Below are 18407 nucleotides of genomic sequence, written 5' to 3'. Positions count from 1 at the left end.
CCGTATGTGACGGGCGGTTCGATCAATGAAGAATGCTAGATCCGGAGGAAATGCATCTATGACAAGGTTGAATTGGGTTAAGTCTCACATGCTCGCGGCGGCAGTAGCATCCGCTGCGACCTTCGCAGGCTCGTTCGCGCTTGCGGACGATGTCAACCAGGACCGTCTGCTCAATGCTGACAAGGAAGCAGGCAACTGGTTGCACCATCACAAGAACTATTCCGCGACCCGCTTCTCGTCGCTGACCGACATCAACAAGGACAACGTCAAGAATCTGAAGGTCGCCTGGACCATGCATCTCGGCGGCGTCGAGGGCGGCGGAATCTGGGCGCATGGCGGCCTGGAGGGAACTCCGATCGTCGAGAACGGATTCATGTACGTCACCGACGGCTGGGGCTCGGTCTACAAGATCGATGCGCATGGCGGCAAAGGCGTGCTGGTCTGGAAGATGGATCCCAAGACCGACCACGACTGGGCCGGCGCGGTGGCCTGCTGCGGTGTCGACAATCGCGGCGTCGCGTTGTGGGGCAACCTCGTCGTCTCGCACACGCTCGACGGCCGCCTGATCGCGACCAACAAGGAGACCGGGCAGGTCGCCTGGCAGCGTCAGGTCGCCGATCCCGACAAGGGTGAGGTGATCACCGGCGCACCGTTGATCGTGAAGGACATGGCGATCTCAGGCGTGGCGGGCGCCGAATACGGCATTCGCGGCTGGATCGCTGCGACCGACCTGAAGAGCCAGAAGGAAGTGTGGCGCACCCACACCATCCCGGGCAAGGATGAGCCGGGTCATGAGACCTGGAAGGACGACAAGGACGCCAAGGCAAGCGGCGGCGGATCGACCTGGGTCACCGGCAGCTTCGACCCCTCGACCAACACCATCGTCTGGGGCGTCGGCAACCCAGGTCCGGACTGGGACAATGAGTATCGTCCCGGCGACAACCTCTACACCGATAGTTCGCTTGGTCTCGATGCCGACACCGGCAAGATCAAGTGGCACTACCAGCACACGCCGAACGATCCCTACGACTACGACAGCGTGGCGGAGAACGTGCTGATCGACGTCCCCGGTCCGAACAACACGACGCTGAAGCTCGCGCTCGAGGCCGACCGCAACGGCTTTGCCTATGCGGTCGATCGCAACACCGGCAAGTTCGTCTGGGGTCTGCCCTTCGTCAAGAAGGTGACCTGGACCAAGGGTCTCGATCCCGAGTCCGGCAAGCCGGTGGAGTATGATCCGAAGCAGGGCGTGCAGAAGTACAACGCCTCGGTGACGCCGAGCCGCACCAACAAGGAAACGGACATCTGCCCCGGCAACATGGGCGGCAAGAACTGGCCGCCGACTGCGTACAATCCGAACCTGAAGCTCTGGTACATTCCGGTGATCGAGAGCTGCAACCATATCAAGGTCGAGGAGTCGCAGAAGGACAAGCTGAAAGCACGTGAGTTCTGGACGGGCGGCGGACCGAGCCAGAACGTCAAGATCACGGGTAGCGTGACCGCGATCGACGTCACCACCGGCAAGGTGGCGGGGAAGGCGGAGACCCAGTTCCCGAACCTCGGCGGCATCCTGGCGACGCCCGACCTCGTGTTCTCCGGGCAGCCATCCGGCGAGGTGATCGCCTATGACGCGAAGTCGCTGCAGCAGCTCTGGCAGTTCAACACCGGCGGTGGCGTCAACGCGCCCCCGATGACGTTCTCGGTGGACGGCAAGCAGTATGTCGCGATCCTGGTCGGCCTCGGCGGTGCCTGGGACAAGTGGTTCATCGATGCCACGCCCGAGCTGAAGCGGATGCAGCCGGGCTCGATGCTCTACGTGTTCGCCCTTTGACGTCGCAGGCGCGGGAGGCTTCGGTAAGAGGCCTCCCGCGTTGACCTTGGTTCAGAGAAACAAAAGCAAATGAAGCACAACTGGCTGGTTGGCGCGTGGCTCGGCTGCGCGCTCGTGATGGGATTGACGGGTACGGCGCAGGCGCAGTCGGCTGGTGATCCGACCGATGCAGGCAAGGCGGTGTTCAAGCGCGGCAATTGCATCGGTTGCCACAAATGGCATGGCAATGGCGGCGGCGGCTATGGCGGCGACGCCCTGTCGCTGCGCAAGACGGAGCTGACGCGCGAGCAGATCATCGAGACCGTGACGTGCGGACGGCCGGGCACCGGCATGCCGTTCTTCGTGCGCGGCTCCTATGACACCACGAAATGCTACGAGATGAACCGGCAGGATGTCGCCGACCGCATGCCGCCCGAGGCCAATGTGTTCCTGCGGCCGAACGAGATCGAGGCCGTCGCCGATTACGTGCTCGCCCATGTCAAGGGCAAGGGCGAGCCGAGCTATGACGAATGCATCGCCTTCTTCGGCGATGGCTCGCGCGTCTGCAACATCTACAAGGAGGCCGGCCATGCCGCCGCGCCGTCCGACCCAAGCGAGAAGGCAAAGCCATGAGCAAGCACAGATCGGCAATCCGCGGGTTCGTCTTCGCCGCCTCAGTCACGGCCGCGGTGCCGGCGATGGCAACCGCGGGGGACCTGCGCGACATCAATGTCGGAATGGAGATCAGCAAAGTTCCCGACGCGGGATACATCAACCTGACCTGCGCCGGAGAGAAGACCACCCACAGATTGGCGGAATGGGCGCAGTGGCCGAACTGCCCGGAAGGGCCGGACCAGCTGCGCGGCATCAGGTTCGAGTATGACCGCGAGACCGCGCGAGAAGGCACCATGGTGGGCGGCCATCCGGCGATCCTGACCGTGATGATCGACAAGGACGCCAAGATCGCGGCGCTGACGATCGAGACCGACCCCAAGGCGCGGCTCTATCTGCGCAAGAAGGCGTTCCTGCTCGGCCTGCAGGCGAAGTCGCGCTATGGCGAGGACGGCTGGACCTGCTCGGAGGCGAAGCCAAGCGGCGGCAAGCAGGAGGTCGGCGGCGTGTTCGTCGACGAGACGTGCAGCAAGACCACGGACGGCCGGACGGTCGTGATCGAGCGGCATCTCTATCGCGAGCCGAGCAAGGAGCTCAAGGACATGACCGACGAGACCCGGATCACGATCCGCCGCGCCGGGTCTTGAGCGCCTGACCGGAATGGCGATTTCAGTAGCCTTCTAACCGACTGCGAACGAATCTCTTTCGTCATGGCCGGCACAAGGCCGGGCATGACGGAGCTAGGTGGTCTTGCTGTGCTAACGCCGCGCCAATAGCACCACGATGACCAGAGCGAGAATGGCGCACAGCACTTTCCAGAAGGTCACGGGATCGCGGTCGTGCAGCGATTTGCGGGTGGTGACGGCCGGGCCGGCCCAGGTCGCGCCGTTCTCCAGTTCATGCGCGAACTCGATGGCGTCGCCGAAGCGTTGCGCGGGCTCGACGCTGAGCGCCTTGCCGATCACGGCATCGAGCCAGGCCGGCAGGTCCGGCCGGTAGCGTGACAGCGGCGCCGGCTTGCCGAAGCGCGGCCGCGAGAACGGCTCGATCTCGCCAAAGGGATAGTTCGCGGTGAACATGCGGTAGACGGTGACGCCGAGCGCGAACAGGTCGGAGGCCTCGTCGCCGGCCTTGCCGCCGAACAGCTCGGGCGCCATGTAGCTCGCGGTGCCCGGAATGTCCTCGGCGGGAAAATCCTCCAGCAGCGGCACGCGCGCGACGCCGAGGTCGACGAGCCGCAACCCGCCGTCCTTCAAGAGGATCACGTTGTCGGGCTTGATGTCGCGATGAATGATGCCGGCGCGATGCAGCGCCGTGACCGCGCGCACCAGCTTGGTCGCAATCGCGATGCCCTCGGTGAGCGACAGCCGCGGCGCGCGGTTGAGCCGCTGCTCCAGCGTTTCGCCCTCGTAAAGCGGCATCGCCGAATAGAGCCTGGTCTGCCGCTCCGCCGGTACCTCGATGATCTCGCCGATCCACAGGCTGCGCACGCGCGCGGCGACCCAGGCCTCGCGCACGAAGGCGAGGCGGTAGGAGCCTTCGCTCGCGACCCGCGGATGCGGAAATTTCAGCACCACGTCGCGACCGGCGCGCTTGTCGACAGCCTTGAACAGGCGGCTGTAGCGCCCGTCGGACAGCACGTCGCCGAGCGCGAAATCGTCGATCACCTCGCCGCTCAGCGGCAGGTCGAGGATCGGCAGCGTCGCGATCGCATGCGTAAGATCGTCGCGATCCGCCGGCGGCAGGTCGACGACGTCGAGCACCAGCGCTGACGTGTTGTCGCTGCTGCCGGCCGCGAGCGCGGCATCGACGATGCTGCGCGCCGATTCGTCGGGCGGCGTGCGTTCGTCCAGCAATTGCTGAAGCCGGGCATCGGCGAGCGCGCCATGAACGCCGTCGCTGCAGATCAGGAGACGGTCATGTTGCCGGAGCCCGACGGACGTATAGTCGAAGCGGGCGAATTCCTCGAAACCGATGGCGCGGCTCAGCATGTGGGCGAGGTCGCCGCGGCCGGCGATATGATCCTGCGTCAGGCGCTCCAGCCGTCCGTCGCTCAGGCGATAGGCGCGGGTGTCGCCGATATGGATCACATGGCATTGCCGCCGCGACAGGATGATGGAGGAGAACGCGCAGGCCATGCCGCTGCGCGCGGCATCGACACGGCCCTGGCCATAGATCCAGCTGTTGGCGGCTTCCAGCGCCCGCGCGGCGCGGCGGCGGACGCCGAGCGTCTCGGGCAGCGAATAATAGGCGTCGATGAAGCTGCGGACCGCGACCTCCGCGGCCTCGCGTCCGCCCTTGTGGCCGCCGACGCCGTCGGCGACCGCGGCCACGACATCGCGGTGAAGCGTGCCCGGCTGGCCCAGGCAGGCCGCGACATAGTCCTCATTGGCGGCGCGCTTGCCGGTCTCGCTGGCGAAGCCGACGCGAACGCCCAAGTCCGGTTGCGCGCCATTCGCCACGTCCGAGCTATCCTCTCCCTGCGGAGCGGGCTATCAGACGCGCGCTCCCGACACCGCGCCCCAGGTGGTGCGCCAGCGGACCTTGACCATGGCAAGTCCGATGAAGCCAAGCAACGCCAGCGCGCCGAAGAACAGGAAGCCGGCGCCGAAGCCGCCGGTCATGCCCTTGGCATAGCCGAGCGTCTGGGCGAGGAAGAAGCCGCCGACGCCGCCCGCGCAGCCGACCAGCCCGGTCATCAGGCCGATCTCGTGACGGAAGCGCAGCGGGATCAGCTGGAATACCGCGCCATTGCCCATGCCGAGCGCCAGCACGCCGATCGAGAACAGCAGCACCGAGACCCAGGCGATGCGCGGCAGCTCGGTCAGCGCCCAGCCGCCCGGCGTCGCCGCCACCGGGCCTTCGGGCATGAACGCGATCACGACATAGGCGGCGACGACGACGCCGAACAGGATCGAGAGCGAGCGGATGCCGCCGATACGGTCGGCGATCATGCCGCCCACGGGGCGGAATCCCGAGCCGAACGCGACGATCAGCGCGACCAGCATGCCGGCCGCGACGCCGGAGACATGATACTGCACGGTGAAATAGAGCGGCAGCGCGTTGGCGAGGCCGACGAAGCCGCCGAAGGTGATGAAGTAGAAGAACATGAACCAGCGGCTGTCGGAGTCCTTCAGCAGCGCGCCATAGGCCTTCAGCGAGATCGGCTTGCGCTCGCCCGGCGCGTCCTTGGCTGCGAACGCATAATAGGCGAGCACCATCAGCATCGGAATCAGCAGGCATCCGAACACGGCCTGCCAGCCCCAATGTTCAGCGATAGTCGGGGCAAGAAGTGTGTCGAGCACGACGCCCATATTGCCGGCGCCGGCGATGCCCATGACCACGCCCTGATATTGCGGCGGATACCAGCGGCTCGCCTGGGGCAGGGCAACGGCAAACGAGGCACCGCCGACGCCGAGTGCCAGCCCGAACAGCTCGATCGCGAGCTTGCTGGTCAGTCCGAATTGCCACACCGCCGCGGTCGCGGCGATCACGACGAGCTGGGCGATGATGCCGGTGCGCTTGGCGCCGATGATGTCGGCGAGAATGCCCATCGGTACGCGCAGCAGTGCGCCGGCGAGCACGGGAATGGCGACCAGGGTGAACTTCTCGTTCACGGCCAGATTCATGTCGCGCGCGATGTAGACGATCAGCGGTCCGAGCGCGACCCACGCCATGAAACTGATGTCGAAGTAGAGGAACGCGGCAAGCAGTGTCGGCCAGTGACCTGCCTTCTTGAACTCGGCTAGCTTCATCGCAAGCGTCTCGCGTTGATGCGGCGGAGACAGCCGCACAAGCGCGGCTCCCTCAGGCGCAGATAAATCGAATGTGGGTGAATGTATGAGCGCGCTCGTCGTTGAGACGCACTCCGTCAAGAAGTCAGGTCAGCAATTTGCGTGCCATCGAATCGATCGCGCCGCTTTGCCTTGCAGTCGCAAGACGTTGCCGCGAGATCGCGAAGCGGATTCCGTGATCGGAATTGGCGTGGCTTGCAGCAAGAGCCGCCGCGCAAACGCGCACGCTGATGCTTTCTTGTGCGATGCGCCATCGGCATGCGCCGGCGCATCGATCGCGGGTTCGCGATCGCCATCGCGGCCGCTGATGCTGTGCTGCACAAGAGATCATCGCCGTGGCTAAAAATTCGGCCTGCCGTTTGCGCGACAGATCGCCCGGCTGATTCGATGTCCCCGAAAACCGATTGATTCTGCTGCAAAATTCGTCCGCGTCGAGTTGGCACGCGTTTTGAATATCAGTCATTAACGGAACATCGATCGTCATTGAGGACGGTCTGCGCCCGCGGATGGGCTTCCTACAACTCCAACCTTTATCGGTGTCGATCAACGACGCGTGTCGCGTCGCTGGGCATCGCCGTCGGAATTGAAAGGCAGACCATGCTCGACAAGGTGATCAAGCAGAAGCTCGTGGTGATCGGCAACGGGATGGCCGGCATCCGGACGGTCGAGGCGCTGCTCGAGCGCGCGCCCGATCTCTACGACATCACGGTGTTCGGCTCCGAACCCTACGGCAACTACAACCGCATCCTGCTGTCGCCGGTGCTCGCCGGCGAGAAGACCGTCGACGACATCATGCTCAACACCGTCGACTGGTACGAGGACAACAACATCACGCTGCGCAAGGGCGAGACGATCTCGATGATCGATCGCCGCACCTGTGAGGTCGTCACCGAGGCCGGCGAACGCGTTCCCTATGACCGCCTGCTGATCGCGACCGGCTCGAACCCGATCATGCTGCCGCTGCCGGGCAAGGACCTGCCGGGCGTGATCGGCTTCCGCGACATCTATGATGTCGATCGCATGATCAAGGCCTCGACCGACTATCGCAACGCAGTCGTGATCGGCGGCGGCCTGCTCGGCCTCGAAGCCGCCAACGGGCTGATGAAGCGCGGTATGAACGTCACGGTCGTGCATCTGCTCGACACCTTGATGGAGCGCCAGCTCGACCCGGTCGCCGGCGGCCTGCTGCGCAAGTCGCTGGAAGAGCGCGGCATGGTGTTCAAGATGCCGGCGCAGACCCAGGCCATCCTGGGCGAGGACCGCGTCACCGGTGTGCGCTTCGGCGACGGCACCGAGCTGCCGGCCGATCTCGTGGTGATGGCGGTCGGCATCCGCCCGAACTTCGAGCTCGCCAAGAAGGCTGGCCTTTATTGTGAGCGCGGCATCGTCGTCTCCGACACCATGCAGACCTATGACGGCCGCATCTACGCGGTTGGCGAATGCGTGCAGCACCGCCGCCAGACCTATGGTCTCGTTGCGCCGCTGTTCGACCAGGCCAAGGTCTGCGCCAACCACCTCGCGATGAAGGGTTTCGCCACCTACGACGGCTCGGTCACCTCGACCAAGCTGAAGGTCACCGGCATCGACCTGTTCTCGGCCGGCGACTTCGCGCCGGGGCCGGACAAGGAGGAGATCGTGCTGCAGGACGCCAACCGCGGCGTCTACAAGCGCATCATCCTGAAGGACAAGAAGATCGTCGGCGCGGTGCTTTATGGCGACACGATCGACGGCCCCTGGTACTTCCAGCATCTGCGCGACGGCACCGACGTCTCGCATATGCGCGAGCGCCTGGTATTCGGCGCCGCCAATCTCGGCGATGGCGGCGTCAGCGGCCAGAACTCGGTCGCCGCGATGAGCGACGAGACCGAGATCTGCGGCTGCAACGGCGTCTGCAAGGGCGCGATCGTCAAGGCGATCTCCGAGAAGAAGCTGTTCACGCTCGACGACGTGCGCGCCCATACCAAGGCGTCGTCGTCCTGCGGCTCCTGCACCGGCCTGGTCGAGCAGGTGCTGGCGTTCACCCTCGGCGGCGACTATTCGGCGGCGCCGAAGGTCAAGCCGCTGTGCAAGTGCACCGATCACAGCCACGACGACGTCCGACGCGTCATCGTCGAGCAGCAGCTCAAGACCATTCCGGCGGTGATGCGCTTCATGGAGTGGAAGACGCTGAACGGCTGCCATTCCTGCCGTCCGGCGCTGAACTACTATCTGCTCGCGACCTGGCCGGGCGAATACCGCGACGACCAGCAGTCGCGCTTCATCAACGAGCGCGTCCACGCCAACATCCAGAAGGACGGCACCTATTCGGTGGTGCCGCGGATGTGGGGCGGCGTCACCACGCCGAGCGAGCTGCGCGCCATCGCCGACGTCGCCGAGAAGTTCAACATCCCGACGGTGAAGGTCACCGGCGGCCAGCGCATCGACCTGCTCGGCGTCAAGAAGGAGGACCTGCCGGCGGTGTGGGCCGATCTCAACGACGCCGGCATGGTGTCGGGCCACGCTTACGCCAAGGGCCTGCGCACGGTGAAGACCTGCGTCGGCTCGGAATGGTGCCGGTTCGGCACCCAGGATTCCACTGGCCTCGGCGTCAAGCTCGAGAAGTTCATGTGGGGTTCGTGGACGCCGGCCAAGGTCAAGCTCGGCGTCTCCGGCTGCCCGCGCAACTGCGCGGAGGCGACCTGCAAGGACGTCGGCGTGGTCTGCGTCGATTCCGGCTACGAGATCCATTTTGCCGGCGCCGCGGGCCTGCATATCAAGGGCACCGAGTTCCTGACCAAGGTCGAGACCGAGGACGAGTGCCTCGAGGTGATCGTGGCGTTGACCCAGCTCTATCGCGAGGAGGGCTGGTATCTCGAGCGCATGTACAAATGGTGCGACCGTGTCGGTCTCGAGCAGATCAGGAAGCGGGTGGTCGACGACGTCGCCAACCGCAAGGCGCTGTTCGCCCGCTTTGCCTATTCGCAGCAGTTCGCGCAGACCGATCCGTGGGCCGAGCGCGCCAGCCACGGCGTCGATCGCAACGAGTTCGCGCCTCTCGCCGAATTGGAGCTCGCATGACCCAGTGGATCGAAATCGGCGCACTCGCCGACATTCCGCGGCTCGGCTCGCGCGTGGTGCGCACGCCGGGCGGCAACATCGCGGTGTTCCGCACCGAGAGCGACGAGGTGTTCGCGCTCGACGACCGCTGCCCGCACAAGGGCGGGCCGCTGTCGCAGGGCATCGTGCACAACAAGCGCGTGACCTGTCCGCTGCACAACTTCGTCATCGAGCTTGCGAGCGGGCAGGCGGTCGCACCCGATGAAGGCTGCACGCATACTCATCCGGCCAAGGTCGAGAACGGCATTGTCTGGCTGTCGGTGCGGCAGGCGGCGGCGGTGAGCTGAGCGGTCAGGCAATGCCCGTCAAGACCACGTGTCCCTATTGCGGTGTCGGCTGTGGCGTCATCGCGTCGAAGGACGCGGCGGGCGCGGTCAGGGTCGAGGGCGACAAGCAGCATCCGGCCAATTTCGGCCGGCTCTGCAGCAAGGGCTCGGCGCTCGCCGAGACCATCGATCTCGACGGCCGTCTGCTGGAGCCTGTCGTCGACGGCGCGCCGGCCGCGTGGGACGACGCGCTCGATCGCGTCGCCGACGGCTTTAGCCGGATCATCAGCGAGCACGGGCCCGACGCGGTCGCCTTCTATGTCTCCGGCCAGCTCTTGACCGAGGACTATTACGTCATCAACAAGCTCGCCAAGGGCTTCGTCGGCACCGCCAATATCGACACCAATTCGCGGCTGTGCATGGCGTCCAGCGTCGCCGGGCACAAGCGCGCGTTCGGCAGCGACACCGTGCCGGGCTGCTACGAGGATCTCGAGCAGGCCGACCTCCTGGTGCTGGTCGGCTCCAACGCCGCCTGGTGCCATCCGATCCTGCACCAGCGCATGCTGGCGGCAAAGGAAAAGAACCCGGCGTGCAAGATCGTGGTGATCGATCCGCGCCGCACCGCGACCTGCGAGGGCGCGGATCTGCATCTGCCGCTGCGCTCGGGCAGCGACAGCGTGCTGTTCAACGGGCTGTTCGCATTCCTCGCCGGCAGCAATGCCGTCGATCGCGGCTTTGTCGGCAATTGCACGACGGGGGTCGTCGACGCGCTCAAGCAGGTGGGTGGCCAGACCGTGGCGCAGACCGCTGCGACCTGCGGCCTGACCGAAGGCGCGGTCGGGCTGTTCTTCGACTGGTTCACCCGGACCGAACGCGTCGTCACGCTGTATTCGCAAGGCATCAACCAGTCGTCGAGCGGCGTCGACAAGGTCAACGCCATCATCAATTGCCATCTGTTGACGGGGCGCATCGGCCGTCCCGGCATGGGGCCGTTCTCGCTGACCGGCCAGCCCAACGCGATGGGCGGTCGCGAGGTCGGCGGGCTCGCCAACCAGCTTGCCGCACATATGGAGATCGAGAACCCCGCGCATCGCGAGCTGGTGCAGCGGTTCTGGCGCGCGCCGGTCATGGCGGAGAAAAGCGGGCTGAAGGCGGTCGACATGTTCGACGCGATCGCCGATGGCCGCATCAAGGCGGTGTGGATCATCTCGACCAATCCGGTGGTGAGCCTGCCCGATGCCGATCGCGCCCGCGCCGCGCTCGACGCCTGCGAGCTCGTCGTGGTGACGGATTGCATGCGCGACACCGACACCACCCGCCATGCCGACGTGCTGCTGCCGGCGCTGGCGTGGGGCGAGAAGGACGGCACAGTCACCAATTCCGAACGGCGGATCTCGCGGCAGCGGCCATTCCTCGCAGCGCCCGGCGAGGCGCGCGCCGACTGGCGCATCATCTGCGACGTCGCGCAGCGCATGGGATATTCCGGTTTCGACTACGCGTCAGCCGCGGAGGTGTTCCGCGAGCACGCCGAACTGTCGGGCTTCGAGAATGCCGGCCGGCGCGATTTCGATATCTCGGCGCTGGCTGCGCTCGACGACGGCGCCTATGACGCGCTGGCGCCGGTGCAGTGGCCGGTGACGTCGGAGCATCCGGCCGGCACGCCGCGGATGTTCGAGAGCCAGACATTCTTCACGCCCGACCGCAAGGCGCGCTTCGTGCCGGTCGCGCCGCGCGCGGCGCGCAACGCGACCAGCCGCGACTTTCCGCTGGTGCTCAACACCGGCCGCGTCCGCGATCAGTGGCACACCATGACCCGGACCGGGAAGACCGGGCGGCTGCTGTCGCATGTGTTCGAGCCCTATGCCGAGTTCCACCCCGAAGATGCGCGGCAGGCCGGCCTGCAAAACGAAGGGCTGGCGCGGCTGACCTCCGGCTGGGGTGAGATGATCGCGCGCGTCGTGGTCAGCGCCGACCAGCGCCGCGGCTGCGTGTTCGTGCCGATGCACTGGAACGAGGAGTTTGCCGGCGAGGGGCGTGTCAACGCGCTGGTCAATCCGGCGGTCGATCCGCTGTCCGGCCAGCCGGAATCCAAGCACACGCCGGTCAAGGCCGATCCTTACGCGCCGAAATGGCACGCCTTCATCCTGAGCCGCGACACGATCAAGCGTCCGGCGTCCGGCTATTGGGTGTACGGCAAGGCCGGCGATTGCACGCGGCTGGAGCTTGCGCTCGACGTCCGTCCGGAGAGCTGGCGCGACTGGGCGCGGACGCAGCTCGGCCTCGACGGCGTCGAGATCGAATGGATCGCCTATCGCGATCCGGCGGCGGGGCGTTTCCGCTACGCGGCGGTGCGCGATGGCCGGCTCGAAGGCTGCGTGTTCATCGCGCCCGATCACACGCTGCCGTCGCGGGCCTGGCTGACCGGGCTGTTCGCCGAACAGCAATTGTCGGCCAATGCGCGGATGGCGCTGCTCGCGGGACGGCCGTTCGGCGCGGGCGAGGATGTCGGCCCGATCGTCTGCTCCTGCTTCAGCATCGGACGGCACCAGATCACCGCCGAGATCAAAAAGGGCGCCGACAGCGTCGAGGCGATCGGCCGCTGCCTGAAGGCCGGCACCAATTGCGGCGGCTGCAAGCCCGAGATCGGCAAGCTGATCGGCGCCACCGCGCAGCCGCGGCAGGCGGCGATCGCGTCCTAGGGTCTCGAACGAGTTAGCAACCCCGGCAGATGCTCTTCAGCTTGCTGTTGAGCAGGCGGTCCTCTTCGTCGGAGGCCGCCTTGGCGTAGGGATCGTCGCCGTGCCGCTTGTCATCGGCTAATCCGCCGCCGTGCATTGCGCCCCCGGCATGCATGCCGTGACTGTGCCCGCCGCCATGGCCGTGGCCGCCGCGCGCATCCGCCGGCGGCATCGCGGCCGCAACCAGCGTCAGCAGCAGCCCGGCTCTTGTGATCATTCGCATGGTGTCCTCCTCGTCGCGGCAGAATACCGCTGGCGCCGGGACAAATCGGTGTCGGCCATCTTCACAATTTCGCGCGGCGGCAATCGGAGCCGGGCGCGCGACCGCGCGGTCGGGTTCCGGCCAGATCCCCCGGTGCGCCGCACATAGGCCGTCCGCGGATGGCTTCATGCCGACAACGCAGTGCTCGCGGCGCCAAAATGGTGTATCGGCAGGCTCTGGCGCGTCCAGGACACGGGCAAAGACACCCGTCCCGCGCCGGATAATCAAGATTTAGCAAGATATCGGAGGAACGCTTCATGTCGGCTCTGCCACTCTCGGGCATCAAGATTCTCGACCTGACACGGGTGCTCGCGGGCCCGCTGTCGGCCCAGATGCTGGCGGATCTCGGTGCCGACGTGATCAAGATCGAACGGCCCGGCGGCGGCGACGACGCCCGTGCCTTTGGTCCGCCCTATCTCCCCGATCCCGAGGGCAAGGCGAACAACAACAATTCGTTCTACCTCTGCGCCAACCGCAACAAGAAATCGGTCACCGTCAATATCGCCAAGCCCGAAGGGCAGGAGATCATCCGCGAGCTCGCCAAGACGGCCGACGTGATGATGGAGAACTACAAGGTCGGCGACCTCAAGCGCTACGGCCTCGATTACGAGACCATCAAGAAGATCAACCCCGGCATCATCTATTGCTCGGTGACCGGTTTCGGCCAGACCGGGCCTTACGCGCCGCGCGCCGGTTACGACGCCATCCTGCAGGCGATGGGCGGTTTGATGAGCGTCACCGGCCATATCGACGGCGAGCCCGGCGAGGGCCCGATGAAGGTCGGCCCGTCGATCGTCGACTACATGACCGGCATGAACACCTCGATCGGCATCCTCTCGGCGCTCTACCACCGCGACGCCAACAACGGGGAGGGGCAGCACATCGACGTCTGCCTGTTCGACACCGTGATCGCCTCGCTGTCGCACTGGCTGCAGATCTACCTCGTCAACGGCAAGATGCCGCCGCGCCGCGGCACCTGGGGCAATGGCGGCATGCCGGCCGGCGTGTTCCGCTGCACCGACGGCGAGCTGATGCTGGTGGTCGGCAATGACGGCCAGTTCCAGCGCACCTGCGCGGTGCTCGGCGAACCCGAGCTCGCCAACGACAAGCGCTTCGTCAAGAACAACGACCGCGTCGTGCACGGCAAGGAGATCATGGCGATCTTCGCGGGCCTGTTCCTGAAGCATCCGGTGGCCTACTGGCTGGAGAAGCTGGAGGAGGCCGGCGTGCCGTCCGGCCCGATCAACAATTTCGAGCAGGTGTTCAGCGATCCGCACGTGCAGTCGCGCGGCATGCGGGTCAAGGTCGATCATCCCTTCGAGCCGAACCTGTCGCTGATCCGCAATGCGCTGACCTTCTCGGGCACCCCGATCACCGAATACCGCGCCCCGCCGCTGCTCGGCGCCGACACCAAGGACGTGCTGGCCACCATCGGCTATGACGAGGCCAAGGTCGAAGGCCTGAAGGCGCAAGGGATTCTGTAGGCCTGCCCCGAGGCGGCGGTCGATTCCGGTCTGCCGCCCCGTCATCCTGAGGTGCGAGCTCTTGCGAGCCTCGAAGGATGAACGGCCCGGCTGGTGGCCGTCGATCCTTCGAGACGGCCGCTGCGCGGCCTCCTCAGGATGACGGGGATAGAGCCAGGTGGCCCACTATACTTCGATCGTCATCGAACCATCATTGACATCCGCCTGCTAGATTGGCGCCATCGATCTCTCATCGAAGGTGCCAATCATGAAACGGGAAGTGATCCGCGTCGAACCGATCTCGAGATGGCTGGAGCGCTGGAAGGCGCCGGCGTCGGCAGTCACGCGCGCCGGCAATATGATCTTCGTCTCCGGCCTGCCGCCGTTCGATCCCGCAACCGGCGAAATCGCCGCAGGCGCCTCGATCGAGCGGCAGAGCGAGCTGGTCATGGAGCAACTGAAGCAGTGCCTGGAAGCGGCCGGCGCCTCGTTCGACAATGTGATGAAGTGCAACATCTTCTGCACCTCGGCGAAACACTTCGCGACCTTCAATACGATCTACAGAAAATACTTCGCGGATGATCTGCCGGCGCGGATCTTCGTCTGCATCCCGGAATGGACCGGGCCGTTCGACATCGAGATCGACTGCATCGCGATGGTGTAGGGCGCCTTAAGGAGAGGCGCTCACAAATCCTGCCGCGTCAGCCGGCCGTGCACCAAGGTCGGCCGCACCGCCGGCTTGCTCGGCACGTCGCCCATCGTCAGCGCCATCACCGAGACCGTGACCACGCGATCGATGATGGCGCGGACGTCGTCGAGGTTGCATTTGCCTTCCGACAGCCGCAGCAGGCGCTCCTTCTCGCGGATGGTGTGGTGCGCCATCGCCAGCGCGAAATGCAGGCCCCAATACAGCTCGGTATCGTCCCGGCCGGGCATCGCGCGGCGCATCGCCGCAGCGAATTTGCGCAGATGATCGACCTCGCGGTTCTTGATGCGGCGGATCGGCGGCACGGATTCGATCGAGGCGCGGATCATGAAGCGCGCCGCGGTCGAGCCTTCCCGATCCGGCCCGAGGCAGCCGCGCAGAGTGGGGCCGACGAGGGCACGCATGATGTCTTCGATCGCGGCGCGTCCGCCGCCCTTTTCCTCGGCCGCCCGCAATTCATTGAGACGCTCGCGGTTGGTCTGGATGCTGCGGGTAACGAACAGCTCCGCGATCAATTCGTCCTTGGAGCCGAAGTGGTAATTCACCGCCGCGAGGTTGACGTTCGCCTCCGCGACGATGTCGCGCAGCGTGACGTCGCCGAAGCCGCGGTCGGCGTAGAGCCGCTCGGCGGCGGCGAGAATGGCGGATCTGGTGTGGTCGCTGGCCATGGCTGAGAGCCTTTCCGTTATTCCGCGATACGCCGGGGAATGACGAAGACGACAGGGAGTTGCATTTCAAACATTTGTATGAAACTATCGTTTGAAGAGCCGGAAATGTCAATCCGCAGATCGCGGGACGACACTCTGGCACACCACCGCCGCCTGTTCCGCGAACGCCCTTGCGAGCCGCGGAGGCGGGGTCAACAATGCGGCCCAAAAGGCCAAAGCCCATGTCCAAGGCCCAAAAAGGCCAGGTCCAAGTCTAGGAAACGAGGAGCGTCCCATGGATTTCACGATGTCGCCGAAGCAGAAGGAGTGGCTGGAGCGCGTTCAGGCTTTCATGACAACGCATGTCCGCCCCGCCGTGCCGATCTACGAGAAGCAGGACGCCGAAGGCCCGCGCTGGAAGGTGATCCCGGTCCTCGAGGATCTGAAGAAGAAGGCGAAGGCCGAAGGCCTCTGGAACATGTTCATGCCGCCGTCCTCGCATGAGGATGACGAATTCCACGGCGCGGGATTGACCAATCTCGAATACGCGCTGCTGTCGGAAGAGATGGGCCACATCTCCTGGGCATCGGAAGTGTTCAACTGCTCCGCCCCCGATACCGGCAACATGGAAGTGTTCATCCGCTACGGCACCAAGGAGCAGAAGCGCAAATGGCTGCGCCCGCTGATGGACGGCGAGATCCGCTCCGCCTTCCTGATGACGGAGCCCGCGGTCGCCTCGTCCGACGCCACCAACATCGAGACCCGCATTGAGAAGGACGGCGATCACTACGTCATCAACGGCCGCAAATGGTGGTCGTCGGGCGTCGGCGATCCCCGCTGCAAGATCGCGATCCTGATGGGCAAGACCGACTTCAACGCCGCCAAGCATCAGCAGCAGTCGCAGATCCTGGTGCCGCTCGACACCCCCGGCATCAAGGTCGAGAAGATGCTGCCGGTGTTCGGCTTCGACGATGCACCGCACGGCCACGCCCAGGTGCTGCTCGAAAACGTCCGCGTGCCGAAGGAGAACATCCTGCTCGGCGAGGGCCGCGGCTTCGAGATCGCGCAGGGCCGTCTCGGCCCGGGCCGCATCCATCACTGCATGCGCACCATCGGCCAGGCCGAGGAGGCGCTGGAGAAGATGGTGAAGCGGCTCGCCTCGCGCACCGCGTTCGGCAAGAAGATCATCGAGCATTCGGTCTGGGAGCAGCGCATCGGCGAGGCCCGCACCGACATCGAGATGAACCGCCTCTTGTGCCTCAAGGCCGCCGACATGATGGACAAGGTCGGCAACAAGACCGCGCAGGCCGAGATCGCGATGATCAAGGTCGCAGCCCCGAACATGGCGCTGAAGATCATCGACCAGGCGATCCAGGCGTTTGGCGGCGGCGGCGTCTCCGACGACGCCGGGCTCGCGAAGGCCTATGCCCACATCCGCACGCTCCGTCTCGCCGACGGTCCGGACGAGGTGCACAATCGCGCCATTGCCAGGCTTGAAGTTCGGAAGTATGCAAACACGTCGCACTGAGCATGATGCGGAACGCATGGCGTTCCCGCGCACATCGTGCTCAGAATGAAAAAGACAATTGGGAGCGCCGGGCGGCGCTCCCAACAAAACTGAGTTGAGGGAGCGTCATCGTGGCGGACGGCGTCAGGAAAGACGAGGAATTTTCCGGGACAAGGGAAGTCGAGGAACGCCATCGCGTCAACGAGGCTAGTCTCGATGCCTGGATGAAGGAACACGTCGAGGGCTATCAGGGCCCGCTCAAGGTCCTGCAGTTCAAGGGTGGCCAATCCAACCCGACCTACAAGCTCGAAACCCCCGGCCGCAACTATGTGATGCGCCGCCGTCCGTTCGGTAAATTGTTGCCGTCGGCCCACGCGGTGGATCGCGAGTTCCGCGTGATCGCGGCGCTCGGCAAGCAGAATTTTCCGGTCGCGAAAGCCTACGCGCTGTGCACCGACGATGCGGTGATCGGCTCGGCCTTCTACATCATGTCGATGGAGGAGGGGCGGGTGTTCTGGGATCCGACCCTGCCGAGCCAGGAGCCGGACGCGCGGCGGAAAATCTTCACCAGCAAGATCGAGACTCTGGCGAAACTGCACGTCCTCGATCCCGAAAAGATCGGCCTCGGCGATTTCGGCAAGCCCGGCAATTATTTTGCCCGCCAGGTCGACCGCTGGACCAAGCAGTATCGTGCGTCCGAGACGCAGCACATTCCGGAATTCGAAAAGCTCGCGGAATGGCTGCCGAAGACGGTGCCGGAGCAGAAGCGCGTCTCGGTCGTGCATGGCGACTATCGCCTCGACAACATGATCTTCCACGCCACCGAGCCGCGGGTGCAGGCCGTGCTCGACTGGGAATTGTCGACGCTCGGCGATCCCATGGCCGACTTCACCTATCTGTTGATGCAGTGGACCATGCCGGGCCTTGCCAATGCCGACCTCAAGGCGTTGAACATTCCGAGCCAGGACGAGGCCGCGCAGATCTATTGCAGCGTCACCGGCATGGCCGTGCCGGATCTCAACTGGTACTTCTCCTACAATCTGTTCCGCCTCGCCGGCATCACGCAAGGCATTGCGGGCCGCGTCCGCGACGGCACCGCCGCGAATGCCAAGGCGCTGGAGTCGGCCGCGCGCACCGTGCCGCTGTCGAAGGCGTCATGGGAATACGCGCAGAAGGCCGGCGCGGTCTGATACTAAACGCGGCGCGACCCTCACGGTTCGCGCCGCTTTCTCTTACCTCGCCCGGCGTGCGGGGAGAGGCATAGGCCGCCTGCGGCGGCCGTTTCTGAAGAACGCCGAAGCACAGCTTCGGCTATGTCGCATGCAGCGAAGCGGAATGCGATCCGGGTGAGTCTCCGCGAGTCCGACTTTCGCCGAGCTTCCTGAGCTACTTCGTGCCGCGGCGCTGCGGCATGTTTCCGCATTGTAGCCATCTGTGACTTGAGTTCGCAGCGCCGCTTTGGCAAGTCAGTCCGGTCAACGCCCGTGCCCTGGTCCTGATCGGACA

General features: G+C 65.3%; 15 protein-coding genes. 10 read left to right on the top strand and 5 right to left on the bottom strand.

What is annotated here, in order from left to right:
• Positions 1-58 precede the first annotated feature (58 nt).
• The 3 genes from BI327_RS03080 to BI327_RS03070 all read left to right on the top strand — a co-directional run bounded on the left by BI327_RS03080 (position 59) and on the right by BI327_RS03070 (position 3069).
• Positions 59-1831 carry a PQQ-dependent dehydrogenase, methanol/ethanol family gene (locus tag BI327_RS03080; RefSeq protein WP_245334694.1) on the top strand — a complete coding sequence of 591 codons (1773 nt, stop codon included), beginning with the start codon at positions 59-61 and terminating at the stop codon, positions 1829-1831.
• Between the two features lie 69 nt (positions 1832-1900).
• Positions 1901-2443, top strand: a complete 543-nt coding sequence (locus BI327_RS03075; protein WP_076858298.1) for a c-type cytochrome — start codon at positions 1901-1903, stop codon at positions 2441-2443.
• Complete coding sequence (locus tag BI327_RS03070) at positions 2440-3069, top strand: hypothetical protein (protein ID WP_076858297.1); 630 nt, start codon at positions 2440-2442, stop codon at positions 3067-3069. The genes BI327_RS03075 and BI327_RS03070 overlap by 4 nt, the downstream gene beginning before the upstream one ends.
• A gap of 111 nt (positions 3070-3180) precedes the next feature.
• Here BI327_RS03070 and BI327_RS03065 read toward each other — a convergent pair whose 3' ends face one another.
• The 3 genes from BI327_RS03065 to BI327_RS41460 all read right to left on the bottom strand — a co-directional run bounded on the left by BI327_RS03065 (position 3181) and on the right by BI327_RS41460 (position 6700).
• Positions 3181-4884 (bottom strand): bifunctional protein-serine/threonine kinase/phosphatase, encoded by a 1704-nt coding sequence (locus BI327_RS03065; RefSeq protein WP_076858296.1) that lies wholly within the window; start codon positions 4882-4884, stop codon positions 3181-3183.
• A 33-nt stretch (positions 4885-4917) separates the two neighbouring features.
• A complete protein-coding gene (locus BI327_RS03060) occupies positions 4918-6177 on the bottom strand; it encodes an MFS transporter (protein ID WP_076859143.1) in 1260 nt (419 codons plus the stop codon).
• Between the two features lie 124 nt (positions 6178-6301).
• A complete protein-coding gene (locus BI327_RS41460; RefSeq protein ID WP_143271520.1) occupies positions 6302-6700 on the bottom strand; it encodes a hypothetical protein in 399 nt (132 codons plus the stop codon).
• Between the two features lie 113 nt (positions 6701-6813).
• Between BI327_RS41460 and nirB the strand changes: the two genes are divergently transcribed.
• From nirB to BI327_RS03040, 3 genes are read left to right on the top strand one after another with little or no spacing between them, the layout of a single operon-like run.
• Positions 6814-9273, top strand: coding sequence for a nitrite reductase large subunit NirB (gene nirB / locus BI327_RS03050; RefSeq protein WP_076858294.1), 2460 nt, complete (start codon positions 6814-6816; stop codon positions 9271-9273).
• Entirely contained in the window at positions 9270-9599 is a 330-nt protein-coding gene (gene nirD, locus BI327_RS03045; RefSeq protein ID WP_050420820.1) for a nitrite reductase small subunit NirD, read from the top strand. The genes nirB and nirD overlap by 4 nt, the downstream gene beginning before the upstream one ends.
• A gap of 11 nt (positions 9600-9610) precedes the next feature.
• Entirely contained in the window at positions 9611-12277 is a 2667-nt protein-coding gene (locus BI327_RS03040) for a nitrate reductase (protein ID WP_076858293.1), read from the top strand.
• Positions 12278-12290: 13 nt separating this feature from the next.
• On the opposite strand, the gene BI327_RS03035 is transcribed toward BI327_RS03040, so the two are convergent.
• Positions 12291-12539: a hypothetical protein gene (locus BI327_RS03035; RefSeq protein WP_143271519.1), complete on the bottom strand. Its 249-nt coding sequence runs from the start codon at positions 12537-12539 to the stop codon at positions 12291-12293.
• A gap of 296 nt (positions 12540-12835) precedes the next feature.
• Here BI327_RS03035 and BI327_RS03030 point away from each other — a divergent pair, with 296 nt between their 5' ends.
• Together BI327_RS03030 and BI327_RS03025 are read left to right on the top strand one after the other, a co-directional pair.
• Positions 12836-14062 (top strand): CaiB/BaiF CoA transferase family protein, encoded by a 1227-nt coding sequence (locus tag BI327_RS03030; protein WP_076858291.1) that lies wholly within the window; start codon positions 12836-12838, stop codon positions 14060-14062.
• A 247-nt stretch (positions 14063-14309) separates the two neighbouring features.
• Entirely contained in the window at positions 14310-14705 is a 396-nt protein-coding gene (locus BI327_RS03025; RefSeq protein ID WP_076858290.1) for a Rid family hydrolase, read from the top strand.
• 20 nt (positions 14706-14725) lie between these two features.
• Here BI327_RS03025 and BI327_RS03020 read toward each other — a convergent pair whose 3' ends face one another.
• On the bottom strand, positions 14726-15415 hold the full coding sequence (locus BI327_RS03020) for a TetR/AcrR family transcriptional regulator (RefSeq protein ID WP_076858289.1): 690 nt from the start codon (positions 15413-15415) through the stop codon (positions 14726-14728).
• 274 nt (positions 15416-15689) lie between these two features.
• On the opposite strand from BI327_RS03020, the gene BI327_RS03015 reads away from it, so the two are divergent.
• Both BI327_RS03015 and BI327_RS03010 read left to right on the top strand, forming a co-directional pair.
• Positions 15690-16922, top strand: a complete 1233-nt coding sequence (locus BI327_RS03015; RefSeq protein WP_076858288.1) for an acyl-CoA dehydrogenase family protein — start codon at positions 15690-15692, stop codon at positions 16920-16922.
• A gap of 110 nt (positions 16923-17032) precedes the next feature.
• Positions 17033-18091 (top strand): phosphotransferase family protein, encoded by a 1059-nt coding sequence (locus tag BI327_RS03010; RefSeq protein WP_076858287.1) that lies wholly within the window; start codon positions 17033-17035, stop codon positions 18089-18091.
• The last annotated feature ends 316 nt before the right edge of the window (positions 18092-18407 follow it).

Source organism: Bradyrhizobium mercantei (assembly GCF_001982635.1).
Classification (GTDB): domain Bacteria; phylum Pseudomonadota; class Alphaproteobacteria; order Rhizobiales; family Xanthobacteraceae; genus Bradyrhizobium; species Bradyrhizobium mercantei.
Note: the sequence above shows the minus strand (reverse complement) of the source record. Positions and strands in the feature narration are given on the sequence as shown.